Raw genomic sequence first — 16,580 nt, 5'->3', positions numbered from 1 at the left:
GAACTCAGAGAACGCGCAGCGTCCAGCTCCAGCGATGGACGCCTGCCGCGACGAGATAGGAAGCGAAGGTGTCGGGCCCGCACGACGCCGTGCCCAGCCCGCGGTGCGCCGCGTCGATGTGCACCACGCACCCGGCACGCGGCACCAGTTCGTCGTGATGCGCGGCCGAGGCGAGGTCGGCCGCGCGATGGCGGGTCACGGACACCTGGCACGGCTGGTCCAGCCGCACCGCCAGCCCGGTGGCGTCCGGCGCGGAGAGCGTGAACCGCCGTACGCCGTGCCGCCCGCCGCTCTCCTGCGGCCGCAGATAGGGCGTGAACAGCTCGTCCACCGGCAGACCGTGGTGGCCCACGGGCGCGCCCGCGCCCCGGTCCGGATACGACTCCCACGGGCCCTGCCCGAACCACTCCAGCAGGTTCAGCCCGGCGACCGTCTCGAAGACCGACCCGACCCGGGCCACGTCGTCCAGCGCCTCGGGCAGCTCGGCGCTCTCCTCCACCAGGAGCCCGCCCTCGACGGCCGTGAACACCTGCTCGTGCCGGACGGTGCCGCCCGGGCAGAGAAGGTCGGCGACCACGGCGACCCGTCCCGGGTCACGCCGAACGGCGACGACCTTCCGGGTGGGCGCGTCCAGCCCCCAGTCCCGCCAGCGGCCCGCCATCCCGCCCAGTTCGTCGTTGTCGGTGGGCGCCCGCCACAGGGACAGCGTGGGCGCGGCCGCCAGCAGCGGATGGACCAGCAGCCCGTCCTCGTCGACCTCGACCGGCCGGTTCGAGACCGGGGTGTGCCGCACCGGTTCCGCCGCCCGCAGCCGCACCTGCGGCAGGCACACGACCGTTCCGCGCGGCGCCCAGGCCTCGTCCCGGGCCGTCGTGACGCGCAGGGTCAGCCATGCCTCGCCGCCGTCCTCCGGCAGCTCGAACGGCAGCGGCACGGCGGCCGTCTCGCCCGGCCGCAGATCGGGCAGCTCGGCGGGAGCGGTGAGGGTGCCGCCGTCGGCGAGGGACAGCTCCCACTCACCGGACAGCCAGTCCAGGCCGCGGAAGTGCTGATGGTTGCCGAGGACGATGCCCTCGTGCCGGAAGCACTCGATCCGCACCGGCGCGGCGATCTCCCGGTGCTCGAACATCACGGGCTTGGGGGTGCGGTCGGGGAAGACCACCCCGTCGGCGATGAAGGCGCCGTCGTGGTCGCTCTCCCCGAAGTCGCCGCCGTACGCCCAGCGATGCCCGGGCGCGGCGACACCGTTGTCATAGAGCCCGGCGCCCCCACGCCCGGCCGGTCTGCCGTCGTTCACACGCTGGAGGATGCCGTGGTCCCAGAACTCCCAGATGAACCCGCCCTGAAGACCCGGGGTGGCCTCGATGGCCTCCCAATGGTCGGCCAGCGTGCCGTTGCTGTTGCCCATGGCGTGCGAGTACTCGCACTGGATGAGCGGCTTGGTCTGGGTCCCGGACATGGCGTGCGCCAGGCAGTCCTGGAGGGGCGCGTACATCGGGCAGGCGATGTCGGAGGCCAGGTCCGGATCGGCCCAGCCGAGCTTGGCGGCGCCCTCGTACTGCACGGGCCGCCGGGCCGGGTCGTGCCGGCGTATCCAGCCCGCCGCCGCGTCGTGGTTGGCGCCGTAGTCGGACTCGTTGCCCAGCGACCAGATGATGACCGAGGGGTGGTTCTTGTCCCGCAGCACCATCCGCGCGACCCGGTCGACGAAGGCGCCCAGATAGCGCGGGTCGTCGGCGACCTCGTGCGCGTGGTCGTGGGACTCGATGTCGGCCTCGTCGACGACGTAGAAGCCGAGCTCGTCGGCCAGGTCGTACAGGGACGGGTCGTTCGGGTAGTGCGCGGTGCGGATCGCGTTGAAGCCGAACCGCTTCAGCAGGACGAGATCGGCGCGCATGTCGTCGTACGACACCGTCCGGCCGGTCAGCGGATGGAAGTCGTGCCGGTTGACGCCCCGGATGAACACGCGCTCGCCGTTGACCAGCAGGTCCCGGCCGGAGACCTCGACGTCGCGGAAGCCGATCCGGTGGTGCGAGGTGTCGGCGACCGTGCCGTCGGCGCGATGCAGCCGTACGGTCAGGCCGTACAGCTCGGGAGTCTCGGCGGTCCAGGTGCGCACGTCCGGTACGGCGGCGCGCAGCCGGGCCTCGCCGAGGAAGTCGGAGACGCGCTCGTCCTCGGCGTTGGCGCGGTCGAACTCCGCGTCCTGGGTGAGCAGGTGCCCGTCCAGCTCCCCGCTGACGTACCAGCCCTCGGGCAGCGCCCCGCCGGTGTCCCGCACCCGGCAGTCCACGCGCAGGTCGCCGTCCCGCCGGGCCCGCACGGCCACGTCCGCGAGATGCAGCGGGTCCCGCGCGTACAGCAGCACCGAGCGGGTGATCCCGCCGTGCCACCAGTGGTCCTGGTCCTCGATGTGCGAGGCGTCCGACCACTTCACGACGGTCAGGCGCAGAATGGCCCGCTCCCCGGGACGCAGCACCGGCGTCAGATCGAACTCGGCGGCCAGATGGGAGTCCTTGGAGACCCCGACGGGCCGCCCGTCCACATGCACCAGCAGCACGCTCTCGGCGGCCCCCACCTGGAGCACGATCCGCCGCCCGGTCCACTCGGCCGGCACGTCCACCGTCCGCTCGTACACGCCGGTCGGGTTGGCCGCGGGCACCTCGGGCGGGAACTCGGCGAACGGCATGCGGATGTTCAGGTAGCGGGGCAGGTCGTCCGTGCCCTGCATGGTCCACACGCCGGGCACGTACGACGACGACCAGACCTCCCCGAGCGGGGCGTCCGGCGCGGGCAGCAACTGGAAGCGCCAGTCGCCGTCGAGGGAGACGGCCCCGGCCCGCCGGTCGACGGCGTTCATCGGCAGACGCCGCCAAGAGGTGACCTCGGGCGCCTCCCAGGGGCGCAGGGCGAGCAGGGGATCGAGAGATGCGTCGGTCATGACCATTCCGGAGTCGGTGCGGTGGGGCGGGGCAGGACACTGCCCCGCAGACCCCAGGCGGGGTCGACGGGGATGCCGAGACGGTCCAGGACCGTGGGGGCGATGTCGATGAGACGGGGTGTGTCGAGCCGGGTGCCGCCGGGCATGCCGGGCTCGGCGAGGATCACGAACACCTCCCGTTCGGCGCGGGTGTCACCGCCGTGGCCGCCGGTGTCGAGATGACCGTGGTCCGTGGTCACCAGCACGGTCCAGCGGTCCCCGGCGCGCCCGGGATCCGAGCGCCGGGCGTCGATCGTCTCCAGCAGCCGTCCCAGGTGCGCGTCCTGGGCGAGGAGGGCGTGATCGTAGGCGGGGGAGAGGGGGCCCGTGGCGTGGCCGGCCTCGTCGGTGGCGCCGAAGTACACGAACAGGACGTCCGGGTCGAACGTGGTGAGCCAGCGTATGGCGGTGCGGGCGACGCGGCGGTCCGCGGTTTCGTACCCCCTGGATTCGCCGTTGTGACGCGCCCGTCGGCCAATGGCCCGGCCGAGGGTGCCGCGGCGGACCAGTGCCGGCCAGGACACCACGGCCGCCGTGCGCAGACCGGGCCGGGCGGTGGCGGCGCGGGTCAGGAAGTCGGGGTAGCGGGCGTAGTCGGCGCCTTTGAAGTCGTTGCCGGTGACCCCGTGACGGTCGGGCCACACACCGGTGAGGATGCTCGACCAGCCGGGCCCGGAGTCGGTGTAGGCCATGCTGGTCGTCGGCCCGCCCTCGGCCTGGCCGTCGGCCTCGCCGTAGGGCAGCAGGCTGGTGCCGACGGCGCCTGCGGCCATCAGGGCGTGCAGCACGGGGGCGTTGGCCGGTGAGTTGATCAGACGGTCGTAGCGCAGTCCGTCCATGCCGACGACGAGCACCTTGGCGCGTGGGGCCTTGGAGTTGACGTCCGTCACTGGGTGCCCTTCTTGTGTCCTGAGAGCTCGGGACCGGCTGCCGGTTCTCGGCTGGGCGTCCCCTGTGGCTGGTCGCGCCCACGCGGCGGAGCCGTATATAGACACAGCCCCGCGCCCCTGTCGGGGCGCGGCTACCCGGTCAGCTCCCCTGCACTGCCCCCTCCGTGGCGCCCGAGATGAACCCGCGGGCGAAGATGGTGAACACCACGACCAGCGGGATCGACGCCATGAGCACACCGGCCATGACCATGCTGTAGTCGGTCGTGTGGCCGACGTGGAGCTGGGCGAGCGTCACCTGGAGGGTGAGGTGGCTGGGGTCGGTGAGCACGACGAGGGGCCAGATGTAGTCGTTCCAGGCACCGACGAAGGCGTAGATCGCGAGGAAGGACAGCGCGGGCTTGATCATCGGCAGCACGATGTTCCAGTACTGGCGGAAGAAGCCGGCGCCGTCGATGCGCGCGGCGTCGAGGAGTTCGTCCGGCACGCCGTTCTCGATGTACTGGCGCAGCCAGAAGATGCCGAAGGCGTTGGCGAGGGCGGGCAGCACCAGTGCCTTGAGCGTGCCGACCCAGCCGATGTCGGACATCAGGATGAACTGCGGGAGTACGGCCAGCTGGAGCGGCAGCATCATGAACCCCACCAGCATGGCGAACAGCACCTTGCGTCCGGGGAAGTCGAACTTGGCGAAGGCGAAGGCCGCCAGGGAGTCGATGAACAGCACCAGGACGGTGGTGACGGTCGCGACGACGATCGTGTTCAGCATCGACCCGAAGAAGTCGATGGTGTCGAGCACGTGCCGGATGTTCTCCAGCAGATGGGAGCCGAAGGTCAGCTTCGGCGGGCTCTTGTAGATGTCCTCGGTGGTGTTCGTCGCCATGACGATCGTCCATATGAACGGGAAGATCGAGATCAGCACGGCCAGGACGAGGAAGATGTGCGCGGTCAGCCCCTTGGGGCGCCGTGACCGCCTCTTGACCACTGCGGTCATGACTTCCTCCCGCGCTGGACGACGCGCCAGTTGATGACGACCAGCACCATGATCAGTACGAAGAAGGCCCACACGATGGCCGCGCCGTAGCCGTAGTCGTTGTTGACGAAGGCCGACTGGTAGAAGTACAGCAGCGTGGTCAGGCCCGCCTGGCCCGGGCCGCCGAGGTTCGGGTTGGCGGCGTTGCTGCCGAACAGGACCTGGGGCTCGCTGAAGCTCTGCAGGCCGTTGATGGTCGAGATGACGACCGTGAACAGGATGATGGGCCGCATGATCGGCATGGTGATCTGGAAGAACGTGCGGATGGGCCCGGCGCCGTCCAGCCTGGCCGCCTCGTAGATCTGCGTGGGGATCGCCTGGAGGCCGGCCAGATAGATGATCATGTTGTAGCCGGTCCACATCCAGGTCATCAGCAGCGCGATGACCAGCTTGATCAGCCACGGATTGCTCAGCCACGGCACGGGTGAGATGCCGACGGTGCCCAAAATGGCGTTGACCAGACCGAAGTTGTTGCTGAACACCGCCCCGAAGAAGATCGACACAGCGACGATCGACGTCACGTTCGGTATGTAGAGGGCGATGCGGTAGAAGCTCTTGAAACGCCGCACCGAATGCAGCAGCGTCGCCAGCACCAGGGCGCCGAACAGCGTGGGCACGGTGGACAGGACCCAGATCACCAGCGTGTTGCGGATCGACATCCAGAAGACCGGGTCGTCCCACAGGAACCGGAACTGGTCCAGACCCACGAACTGCATGGTGCCCATGCCGTCCCAGCGCTGGAAGGCGAGGTACAGCGAGTAGAAGACCGGGAAGAACGAGAAGGCGCCGAAGATCAGGAAGAAGGGCGAGATCGCCAGGTACTGCCGCCAGTGGGACAGCACCCCGCGACGACTGGGCCGCAGGGTGCCCGCGGGCGGTGTGCGCCGCGGGCGGAAGCGGGCCGGGCCCGGCCCGCCGTGGCGCCGGGGCGCCGCGGCGGGACCGGCGACCGGAGGTGACGTCACCTCACTTCACCCCCTGTCGCCGGGCGATCTGCTTGGCCTGGCTGACCGCGTCCCGCCAGGCGTCCTCGGGCTTCGTGCCCTTGGCCTCGATGCTGGTCAGCGCCGTCTTGTAAGGCGCCATGACGGCGGCGTCGGCGGGTGCTTCGTAACTGGCCGGGATGGCCTTGGCGGCCGGGCCGAACACCTCGATGACCTTCTGCCCGCCGAAGAAGGGGTCGCCGCCCGTCATGGCCGGCATGGAGTACGCCGCCGGCGCGGCGGGGAAGATGGCGGCGTCGGCGAAGCCGCGGGCGTCGTTCTCCGGGCTGAGGATCCAGCTGATGATCTTGAACGCCTCTTCGGGGTTGCGGCACTGCTTGGGCAGGGCCAGGTAGGAGCCGCCCTGGTTGGCCGGTCCGCCCGGCATGGCGCAGACCCGCCACTTGCCCTTGGTGTCCGGAGCCGCCTGCTCGATGTCCAGCGCGTGCCAGGCCGCGCCGAGTTCGGTGGTCAGGTTCTTGCCGATGGCGGCGTTCCAGGTGTTGTCATTGATCTTGGCGTCGAGACCGAGGGTGTAGGGGCGGACCGCCGTGGTCCACGCCTTGCGGATGTGGTCCTGGTCGCCGATGAAGCGGTTGTCCCTGTCGACGAACCGCTCGGTGCCCTGCCCGACCGCCATGTCGAACACCGAGCTGATGTTGTTGATCAGGTAGGTGCCGGGCAGCTTCTTGCGCAGCTCGACGCCGAGGGCGAAGTAGTCCTCCCAGGTCCCGGCCTCGGCTGCGACCTTGTCGGGGTCGGTGGGCAGCCCGGCCTTGTCGAACTGGTCCGCGCGGTAGAAGAGCGCGGTGGGACCGATGTCGATCGGGAAACCGATCTGCTTGCCGTCCTCGGTCCGGGCGAGCTTGGTCTTCCAGTCCAGGTACTGGGACGAGACGTCCTTGAAGCCCAGGTCGTTCAGGTCCAGGAAGCGGTTCGCGTTGGGCAGGAAGGACGCCATGTCCTCGCCCTTGATGCCGGTGATGTCGGGCACCGAGGTGCCCGCCGAGAGGGTCGTGACGAGCTTCGACTTGAAGTCGCCGCCGATCGAGGCGACGGTCAGCTTCACCTCCTTGCCGAAGTGCGTCTTCGCCTCGGCGACCACCTTGTCGCTGAGCGCGCCTCCCCAGTACCACAGGGTGAGGTTCTTGCCGTTCTTGCTGCCGGCCGATTCTGAGCCGTTGCCGCAGGCCACGGTCAGACCGGAGGCGGCAGCGGTGAACGCGGCGGCCTGGAGGAAGCGTCTACGGGAAAGGTCCACGGGTCTCTCCTGCTGTTGCTGTTCGACGTGCTGAGGGGATGAGGGAGGAATCAGTGCCGCCGTTCGGAGGCGCGTGGGCCGACGGACGTGTGAGGGGCCGGCGGAGTGAGGGGGGCGTACGCGACCGCCGGCCCGGGGTTCGCCGGGAGCCGGTCGGCCAGGAAGCCGTACGACCGCTTCAGTTCGGGATCGGTCAGGGAGTGCCACCAGCGGTGCACGCCGTACCAGCCGGGGGCGGCCAGCGCCCCGCCGTGGTGCCCGACGGACAGCCCGGCCGCGAGGACCGCGAACCGCAGCCGCTCCGCCAGCGGCCAGCCGCCGAGCGAGGCGGTGACGAAGGCAGCGCCGAAGACGTCCCCGGCACCGGTCGCGTCGAGCACGTCGACGTCGAGGGCGGGCACGTCCGCGTACTCGCCGGTGATCTGGTCGACGGCGAGGGCGCCGTCCCCGCCCCGGGTGACCACCGCGACCGGCACCAGCTCGGACAGCGTGCCGAGCGCGGCGACCGCGCTGTCGGTGCGGGTGTAGGCCATGGCCTCCGTCTCGTTCGGGAGGAAGGCGTGGCACAGCGCGAGCTGGTCCAGGAGGGCCGTCGACCACTCCTGCGTGGGGTCCCAGCCGACGTCGGCGTAGATCTGCGTGCCGCCCGCGGCGGCCTTGGCGAGCCACTCGCGGGGCTGTGCCTCGATGTGCACCAGGGCGGTCCGCGCGTCGGGCGGGTCGCCCATCAGCGCGTCCTGCGAGTACGGCGGCTCCTGGCCATGGGTGAGCAGGGCGCGGTCGTGGCCGAAGGCGACGGAGACGGTGACCGGGGTCGGCCAGCCGTCCGCTGTCCTGGAGAGCGAGAGGTCGACGCCCTCCTGGTCGCACAGGACGTCACGGCAGTGCTCGCCGTAGAAGTCGTCGCCGAACACGGTGGCCAGGGAGGTCTTCAGGCCGAAGCGGGAGGCCGCCACCGCGAGGTTCGCGATGCCGCCCGGGCCGCAGCCCATGCCCTCGGTCCAGATCTCCTCGCCGGGTGTCGGCGGCTTGCCGAGCCCCGTGAGGACGAGGTCGTAGAAGAGCAGCCCGGTCAGCAGCACATCGGGCCGGTCGTCGTCCACGGATGTGTCCTCTCGCTCGAGTTCGACGGAGATCGTCAAAACTCTTCATTTCCGTGACCGGAATCGTGCGCCGCTCGAAGAGATTGGTCAATACCCGAGCAGAACTGAGCATAGAAATGATTGAAGATGACGAGTAGTGTTCCGGCCGTGCTGGCAGAACGACGACACCAACTCATCCTGCGGGCCCTTCGCTCCGGAGGCCCCGCGGCTGTGACCGACCTCTCCGAGCGGCTGGGTGTGAGCCCGGCCACTATCAGGCGTGACCTGGTCAAACTGGAAGAAGACGGTCTTCTCACACGCGTCCACGGAGGCGCCGTGGTCGAGGAGGGCGACCAGCCCTTCGCCGAGGTCGCCGAGGTGCGCGTCTCCGAGAAGGACGCCATAGCGGAGCGCGCGGCGGCGATGATCGAGGACGGCCAGTCGGTCCTGCTGGACATCGGGACGACCGCCTACCGCCTGGCCCGGCAGCTGCACGGCCGCCGGCTCACCGTGATCACCAGCAACTTGGTGGTCTACGAGGAACTCGCCGACGACGAGGGCATCGAGCTGGTCCTGCTCGGCGGCATGGTCCGCCGCGAGTACCGCTCCCTGGTCGGCTTCCTCACCGAGGACAACCTGCGCCAGCTGCACGCCGACTGGCTCTTCCTCGGCACCAGCGGCGTGCGGCCCGGCGGGCAGGTCATGGACACCACGGTCGTGGAGGTGCCGGTCAAGCGCGCCATGATCAAGGCCAGTGAGAAGGTCGCCCTGCTCGCCGACACGGCGAAGTTCCCCGGACACGGGATGGCGAAGGTCTGCGGTCCCGAGGACCTGGACGTGGTGGTGACGAACGCGCCGGTCGACACGGCGACGCGGGCCTCCTTGCAGGAGGCGGGCGTCGAGGTCGTCGTGGCGGGAAAGGTGCAGACGTGAAACTGACGATTCTGGGCGGCGGAGGATTCCGCGTGCCACTGGTGTACGGGGCGCTCCTCCAGGACCATGCCGAGGGCCGGGTGACACACGTCATCCTGCACGACCTGGACGCCGGGCGGCTGTCGGCGGTGACCCGGGTCCTGGCCGAGCAGGCGGCCGGCGTCCCCGACGCGCCCGAGGTGAGCGCCACCACCGACCTCGACGAGGCCCTGCGCGGCGCCGACTTCGTGTTCTCCGCGATCCGCGTCGGCGGTCTGGAGGGCCGCGCGAACGACGAACGGGTGGCCCTGGCCGAGGGCGTCCTCGGCCAGGAGACGGTCGGCGCGGGCGGTATCGCCTACGGCCTGCGCACGGTGCCGGTCGCCGTCGACATCGCGCGGCGGGTGGCCCGGCTCGCGCCCGAGGCCTGGGTCATCAACTTCACCAACCCGGCCGGCCTGGTCACCGAGGCGATGTCCCGCCACCTCGGCGACCGTGTCATCGGCATCTGCGACTCACCCGTGGGCCTCGGCCGCCGCATCGCCCGCGTGCTCGGCGCGAACCCCAAGGAGGCCTGGATCGACTACGTCGGTCTCAACCACCTCGGCTGGGTGCGCGGCCTGCACGTCGCCGGCCGCGACGAACTGCCGCGGCTGCTCGGCGACCCCGACCTGCTGGGCTCCTTCGAGGAGGGCAAGCTCTTCGGCGTCGACTGGCTCCGCTCCCTCGGCGCGATCCCCAACGAATATCTGCACTACTACTACTTCAACCGTGAAGCCGTACGCGCCTACCAGCAGGCCGAGAAGACCCGCGGCGCCTTCCTGCACGAGCAGCAGGCCCGCTTCTACGCCGAGATGAGGAACCCGGACGCCCCCGCGTGGAAGGTCTGGGACGACACCCGCGCCGAACGCGAGGCCACCTACATGGCCGAGAACCGTGAGACGGCGGGCGCCGGCGAACGCGACGAGGACGATCTCTCCGGCGGCTACGAGAAGGTGGCCCTCGCCCTGATGCGGGCCATCGCCCGGGACGAGCGCACGACCCTGATCCTCAACGTCCGCAACCGGCGCAGCCTCTCGGTCCTGGACACCGACGCCGTCATCGAGATCCCCTGCCTCGTCGACGCCAACGGCGCCCACCCCGTCACCGTCGAGCCGCTGCCCGACCACGCCACCGGGCTGGTCTGCGCCGTCAAGGCCGTCGAGCGCGAGGTGCTGTCCGCCGCCGACTCCGGCTCGCGGGCGACGGCCGTGAAGGCCTTCGCGCTGCACCCGCTCGTCGACTCCGTCAATGTGGCCCGCCGGCTGGTCGAGGGCTACACCGAGGTCCACCCCGGGCTCGCGTACCTTAGGTGAGCGCCGATCGGTAAGCGCTTTCCCTCCCGATCCTCCCGCTTCCTGGAGACATCTCATGCACGACGAACGCAGCCGCATCGAAGAGCGCGTGCAGCGCCTTCACGACCAGCGCATCAAGACCGCGATCTACGCGGCCACCGTGCCCTTCGAGGTGGAGGCCTGGCAGGCGCCGGGGGAGCCGGTCCCGTTCGAGGAGGCCGCCGCCGCCCCGTACGAGCCGTTCGCCATGGGCACCCCGTGGGGCCCGCCCTGGGGCACCACCTGGTTCCGCATGCGCGGCCAGGTGCCCGCCGAGTGGGCCGGCAAGCGCGTCGAGGCCGTCATCGACCTCGGCTTCGTGGGCGACTGGCCCGGCAACCAGGCCGAGGCCCTCGTGCACCTCACGGACGGCACCCCGCTGAAGGCCGTCAACCCGCTCAACCAGTACGTGGCGATCGCCAACCCGGCGACGGGCGGGGAGACGGTCGACTACCTGGTCGAGGCCGCCTCCAACCCGGACATCCTCGCGGACAACTTCTCGAAGATCACCCCGCTCGGCGACAAGCTCACCGCGGGCGACAAGCCGCTCTACACCTTCCGCAGCGCCGACATCGCGATCCTCGACGAGGAGGTCTGGCACCTCGACCTCGACGTCCAGGTGCTGCGCGAGCTGATGCTGGAGCTGGGCGAGCACGACCCGCGCCGGCACGAGATCGCGCACGCGCTCGACCGGGCGATGGACCTGCTCGACCTGGACGACGTCTCCGGCTCCGCACCCGCCGTCCGCGAGGCGCTCCAGCCGGCCCTCGCCCGCCCCGCGCACGCCAGCGCGCACACCGTCTCCGGCGTCGGGCACGCCCACATCGACTCCGCCTGGCTCTGGCCGATCCGCGAGACCAAGCGCAAGACGTCCCGCACGTTCTCGAACGTCACGTCCCTGGCCGACGAGTACGACGACTTCATCTTCGCCTGCTCCCAGGCCCAGCAGTACGAGTGGGTCCGCGACAACTACCCCAAGGTCTGGGCCCGCATCCAGGAGTCCGTCAAGAACGGCCAGTGGGCGCCGGTCGGCGGCATGTGGGTCGAGTCCGACGGCAACCTGCCCGGCGGCGAGGCCGTCGCCCGCCAGTTCATCCACGGCAAGCGGTTCTTCATGGACCACTTCGGCATCGAGACCAAGGGCGTGTGGCTGCCGGACTCCTTCGGCTACAACGCGGCCTACCCGCAGATCGCCAAGCTCGCCGGGAACGAGTGGTTCCTCACCCAGAAGATCTCCTGGAACCAGACCAACAAATTCCCCCACCACACCTTCTGGTGGGAGGGCATCGACGGCACCCGCATCTTCACCCACTTCCCGCCGGTCGACACCTACAACGCCCGCTTCAGCGGCGAGGAGATGTCCCGCGCGGTCCGCAACTACTCGGAGAAGGGCGGCGCCAGCCGCTCCCTGGCCCCCTTCGGCTGGGGCGACGGCGGTGGCGGCCCCACCCGCGAGATCATGGAACGCGCCCGCAGGCTGGCGGACCTGGAGGGCTCCGCGAAGGTCGTCGTCGAACACCCCGACGAGTTCTTCGCCAAGGCCCGCGAGGAGTACCCGGACGCGCCCGTGTGGGTCGGCGAGCTCTACCTGGAGCTGCACCGCGCCACCTACACCTCCCAGGCCCGCACCAAGCAGGGCAACCGCCGCTCCGAGCACCTCCTGCGCGAGGCCGAGCTGTGGGCGACGACGGCCGCGCTGCACGCACCCGGGTACGCCTACCCGCACGAGAAGCTGGACCGGCTCTGGAAGACGGTGCTGCTGCACCAGTTCCACGACATCCTGCCCGGCTCCTCCATCGCCTGGGTGCACCGCGAGGCCGAGGCCGAGTACGCACGGGTCGCCGGGGAACTGCACACGCTGACAGCCGAGGCGGTGGCCGCGCTCGGCGCCGGCGAGACCCGCGCCTTCAACACCAGCCCCTACGCCCGCGCCGAGGTGATCCGCAGCGCCGACGGCGCACCGGTGTACGTCGAGGTGCCCGCCAACGGCTCCGCGCCCCTCGCCGACGCCCGGCCCACGCAGCCCGTGACGGTCAGCGGCCGGGTGCTCGACAACGGGCTGGTCCGCGTGGAGATCGCCGAGGACGGCACCCTGTCCTCCGTCCGTGACCTGCGCGCGAACCGCGAGGTCCTGGCCGACCCGGGTAACCTGCTGCGCCTGCACACCGACCTGCCCAACTACTGGGACGCCTGGGACATCGACAAGCACTACCAGAACCGCTACACGGACCTGCTGGACGCCTCGTCCGTCACGGTCGTCGAGCAGGACCCGCTGATCGGCGCGGTCCGCGTCGAGCGGTCCTTCGGCAAGGGCTCCACGATCACCCAGACGATCACCGTCCGTGCCGGCAGCCCCCGGATCGACATCGAGACGGACATCGACTGGCACGAGACCGAGAAGATCCTCAAGGCGGCCTTCCCGGTCGACATCCGCGCCCCGCACTCCTCCGCCGAGATCCAGTTCGGCCACATCCAGCGGCCCACCCACACCAACACCAGCTGGGAGGCGGCCCGCTTCGAGGTCTCCGGCCACCGCTGGGTGCACCTCGGCGAACCCGGCTACGGTGTCGCGGTCATCAACGACTCGACCTACGGCCACGACGTCTCCCGCACGGTCCGCGAGGACGGCGGCACCACGACCACCGTCCGCCTCAGCCTGGTCCGCGCCCCGCGCATCCCGGACCCCGAGGCCGACCAGGGCCGCCACCGCTTCACCTACGCGCTGCTGCCCGGCGCGAGCATCGAGGACGCCGTCGCCGAGGGCTACGCCCTCAACCTGCCGCTCCGGGTGGCCGAAGCGGCGGGCGCCCCCGCACCGGTGGTCTCCGTCGAGGGCGAGGGCGTGACCGTGGAGGCGGTCAAGCTCGCCGACGACACCTCGGGCGACGTCGTCGTACGGCTCTACGAGTCCCGCGGCGGCCGCGCCCAGGGCGTTCTGCGCACCGGTTTCCCGCTCGCCGGCGCACAGATCACCGACCTGCTGGAACGGCCGACCGAGGACGCGGACCTCACCGACGGCGGTGTCTCCGTCACCCTGCGGCCCTTCCAGATCCTCACGCTGCGTCTGCGCAGGGGCTGACCCATGGCCATACAACCCTGGTTCAGCGACGCCAAGCTGGGGATCTTCATCCACTGGGGCATCTACGCCGTCGACGGCGTGCAGGAGTCCTGGTCGTTCTACGACGACATCGTCCCCTACGACCGGTACATGTCCCAGTTCGACCGCTTCACGGCCTCCCGCTACGACCCGCGCGACTGGGCGAAGCTCTTCGCACGGGCCGGCGCCCGCTACGCCGTGCTGACCAGCCGCCACCACGACGGCGTCGCCCTGTGGGACACGGCCCACGGCGACCTGAACGTGGGTCGCGATCTGATCGCCGGCTACGCCGACGCCCTGCGCGAGCAGGGCCTCAAGGTGGGCCTCTACTACTCGCACTCGGACTGGAGCCACCCCGACTACGCCTCCACCCGCAAGCCCGGCCGCCCGCCGGAGCTGGAGGACAACCGCTACTCCGAGGTCGCGGCGGAGGACGAGGACCTGGAGGCCTGGGAACGCTTCCTGGCCTACCGGGACGGCCAGATGCGGGAGCTGGTGTCCCGCTACAAGCCCGACCTGCTGTGGTTCGACGGCGAGTGGGACCGCAGCGAGGAGCAGTGGCGCATCCCCGAACTCGCCGCCCTCATCCGCTCCGAGGTCCCGGACGTCGTCTTCAACGCCCGCATGCTGAGCGAGGGCGACTACGCCACACCGGAACAGGGCGCACCCGTCATCCCGCCGGAGGGCCCCTGGGAGCTCTGCCTCACGATCAACGACTCCTGGGGCCACCAGCACCACGACCACAACCACAAGTCGGTCGACCAGCTGATCCGCTACTTCACCGAGACCATCGGCGGCGGAGGCAATCTGCTCCTCAGCGTCGGCCCCCGCGAGGACGGCACCATCCCGGCCGAGCAGGCGGAGCGGTTGGAAGGACTCGGCGCCTGGATCGCCAAGCACGCGGAAGCGGTGTACGGCACCGTCCGGGGACTGCCTCCGGGCCACCACTACGGCCCGAGCACCCTCTCCAAGGACCGCCGCACCCTCTACCTGACCCTGTTCGACGCCCCACGCGCCGAGATCAATGTCCGTGGCCTGCTCGGCAAGGTGCGCCGGGTGTCGGTCCTCGGCAGCGGCACGGAACTGCCCCACCGCGTCACCGGCGGCCTGCACGAGACACCCGGCATCCTCTGGATCGAGCCCCCCGCGGCGGCGGACCTCGACCCGTACGCCACGGTGCTTGCCGTGGAACTGGAAGGGGAACTGGAGCTGTACCGAGGCGCGGGCCGGTTCTGACGAAAGTTTAAGAAAGCGGAAAAAGGCCTGCTCACGGACGGTATGTGGACGCCAGTGAGCAGGCCGGTTCGTCTGTACGACACCTTTGGTTCGCCCGGCCCCCCTGGGATCGAAACGCACAGCGAAAGAAAGGTGTCACCGTGCGAGACCCGCGTATGTCCGCCATCGGCAAGGGACTGAAGCGTCGCGGAAGGCTGGTGATAGAGGCGGTCAGTCCCCCGCGCCGGAACCTCGAGGCGATCCCCGCCCCCCGCCCGGCCGCCGACACCTACACCGCCCCGACCGCTCCCCGGCTGGTGGACTCGCCCGTCTTCGTGCTGTCGTCGGTGCGCTCCGGTTCGACCCTGCTGCGCGTCCTGCTCAACAGCCACAGCCGCGTCCGCGCCCCGCACGAGATGCACCTGCGTACCGTGCACGTCAGCCTGTCCCGCGACTTCACCGCGGACGCCATGCGGGCGCTCCACCTCGACAAGGACGAGCTGGAACACGTGCTGTGGGACCGGGTGCTGCACCTCGAACTCGCCCGCAGCGGCAAGGACGTCATCGTCGACAAGACCCCGCCCAACACACTCATCTGGCCCCGCCTGCGCCGATGTTGGCCGAACGCCCGCTACATCCTGCTGCTCCGCCACCCCGGCGCGGTCGTCGCCTCCCTCACCAGCCGCCGCACCGACCCCGATCACGAGGCCGTCCGCGCCGAGGTCCTCGAGTACAGCGAGAAGCTGGAGGAGGCCCGCCGCAACCTCGACCCGCATGTGATCACGTACGAGGAGCTCACCGCCGAACCGGAGCAGGTCACCCGCGGCATCTGCGACCACCTCGGCGTGCCCTGGGAGCCCGGCATGCTCGACTACGGCAGCAAGGACCACGGCACCTTCCGCCCTCAGCTCGGCGACTGGTCCAGCACCATCAAGTCCGGCCGCATCCAGACGGCCCGCACCGCCGCCCCGGACGTCGAACTCCCCCCACGCCTGAAGGAACTGGCCCAGGCATGGGGGTACGGGGCCTAGCCGGAGCTAGAGGGGCAGGGCCCCCACCGCGGCCTGCGGGGACGTCCCGACGGAGTCGACCGGCACCGGCGGCAGCGGATCGGCCGCTTCCGCCCGCTGCTGCGGCAGCGACACCGGACGCAGCGGGCGCGGCCCCGACACCACCGAGTAGTCCTGGCCCAGGAACGGCGGAACCACCTCGCCCGGGTCCTCGCCGAGCGCCAGCCGCACAGCCGCCCACGGGGCGTTGACGCCGCACAGGGACAGCTGGTGCAGGCCGCCGGCCGGGCGGGTGTTGACGTCCATGAGGACCGGCCGGTCGCCGAACATCCGGAACTGGATGTTGGACAGGTAGTGCAGCCCGAAGCCCTCCGCGATCCGCCGGGCCGGGTCCAGCCACTGCTCGTGCAGCGTGAAGCCCCGGCGGCGGCCGTTCTTGGTGCGGCCGACGGCCATCCGGACCCTGTTGTCCGGACCGGTCAGGCAGTCCACCGACACCTCGGGCTGCTCCAGGCGCGGCATCACCAGCCAGTCCACCGGCTCCTCGGCCTGCCCCAGCGCCTCCAGCACCAGATCGAGCGGTACATATGGGCTGGGGAACCCGTTCAGCTGTGACAGCGAGAAGGGCGAGCGCGTGATCACGCGGAAGCCCACCCCCCCCCCCCCCCCCCCCGCGCGGTTTCACACCCAGTTTGACCCCCCCCCCCACACCACCCACGCCGCGCCCCCATCAGACCCCCCCCAGTCCCC

The 16,580-nt window shown here is 70.6% G+C and carries 11 protein-coding genes and 1 pseudogene; 5 read left to right on the top strand and 7 right to left on the bottom strand.

The window, feature by feature from the left end; translation table 11 throughout:
• Positions 1-4: 4 nt before the first annotated feature.
• From ACWIF2_RS16715 to ACWIF2_RS16690, 6 genes are all read right to left on the bottom strand, one after another.
• On the bottom strand, positions 5-2,941 hold the full coding sequence (locus ACWIF2_RS16715) for a glycoside hydrolase family 2 TIM barrel-domain containing protein (protein ID WP_454361126.1): 2,937 nt from the start codon (positions 2,939-2,941) through the stop codon (positions 5-7).
• Positions 2,938-3,819: an alkaline phosphatase family protein gene (locus tag ACWIF2_RS16710; protein WP_454361159.1), complete on the bottom strand. Its 882-nt coding sequence runs from the start codon at positions 3,817-3,819 to the stop codon at positions 2,938-2,940. The genes ACWIF2_RS16715 and ACWIF2_RS16710 overlap by 4 nt, the downstream gene beginning before the upstream one ends.
• A 190-nt stretch (positions 3,820-4,009) precedes the next feature.
• Positions 4,010-4,858: a carbohydrate ABC transporter permease gene (locus ACWIF2_RS16705; RefSeq protein WP_454361124.1), complete on the bottom strand. Its 849-nt coding sequence runs from the start codon at positions 4,856-4,858 to the stop codon at positions 4,010-4,012.
• Entirely contained in the window at positions 4,855-5,739 is an 885-nt protein-coding gene (locus tag ACWIF2_RS16700; RefSeq protein ID WP_454361158.1) for a carbohydrate ABC transporter permease, read from the bottom strand. The genes ACWIF2_RS16705 and ACWIF2_RS16700 overlap by 4 nt, the downstream gene beginning before the upstream one ends.
• 124 nt (positions 5,740-5,863) lie before the next feature.
• Positions 5,864-7,141, bottom strand: a complete 1,278-nt coding sequence (locus tag ACWIF2_RS16695) for an ABC transporter substrate-binding protein (protein ID WP_454361122.1) — start codon at positions 7,139-7,141, stop codon at positions 5,864-5,866.
• 50 nt (positions 7,142-7,191) lie between these two features.
• Positions 7,192-8,244, bottom strand: a complete 1,053-nt coding sequence (locus tag ACWIF2_RS16690) for a carbohydrate kinase family protein (protein WP_454361120.1) — start codon at positions 8,242-8,244, stop codon at positions 7,192-7,194.
• Between the two features lie 147 nt (positions 8,245-8,391).
• On the opposite strand from ACWIF2_RS16690, the gene ACWIF2_RS16685 reads away from it, so the two are divergent.
• The 5 genes from ACWIF2_RS16685 to ACWIF2_RS16665 all read left to right on the top strand — a co-directional run bounded on the left by ACWIF2_RS16685 (position 8,392) and on the right by ACWIF2_RS16665 (position 15,851).
• Positions 8,392-9,156, top strand: a complete 765-nt coding sequence (locus ACWIF2_RS16685; protein WP_382486504.1) for a DeoR/GlpR family DNA-binding transcription regulator — start codon at positions 8,392-8,394, stop codon at positions 9,154-9,156.
• Positions 9,153-10,490, top strand: a complete 1,338-nt coding sequence (locus tag ACWIF2_RS16680) for a 6-phospho-beta-glucosidase (RefSeq protein ID WP_454361118.1) — start codon at positions 9,153-9,155, stop codon at positions 10,488-10,490. The genes ACWIF2_RS16685 and ACWIF2_RS16680 overlap by 4 nt, the downstream gene beginning before the upstream one ends.
• 55 nt (positions 10,491-10,545) lie before the next feature.
• Entirely contained in the window at positions 10,546-13,587 is a 3,042-nt protein-coding gene (locus tag ACWIF2_RS16675; protein WP_454361116.1) for an alpha-mannosidase, read from the top strand.
• A 3-nt stretch (positions 13,588-13,590) separates the two neighbouring features.
• Positions 13,591-14,841, top strand: coding sequence for an alpha-L-fucosidase (locus tag ACWIF2_RS16670; RefSeq protein WP_454361114.1), 1,251 nt, complete (start codon positions 13,591-13,593; stop codon positions 14,839-14,841).
• Positions 14,842-14,981: 140 nt separating this feature from the next.
• Positions 14,982-15,851, top strand: coding sequence for a sulfotransferase family protein (locus ACWIF2_RS16665; RefSeq protein WP_454361112.1), 870 nt, complete (start codon positions 14,982-14,984; stop codon positions 15,849-15,851).
• A 6-nt stretch (positions 15,852-15,857) separates the two neighbouring features.
• Here the strand turns inward: ACWIF2_RS16665 and ACWIF2_RS16660 are convergent.
• Positions 15,858-16,496 (bottom strand): annotated as a pseudogene (locus ACWIF2_RS16660) (ATP-grasp domain-containing protein); the annotation flags it as partial.
• Between the last annotated feature and the right edge of the window lie 84 nt (positions 16,497-16,580).

Source organism: Streptomyces sp. NPDC055506, assembly GCF_053643595.1.
Note: the sequence above shows the minus strand (reverse complement) of the source record. Positions and strands in the feature narration are given on the sequence as shown.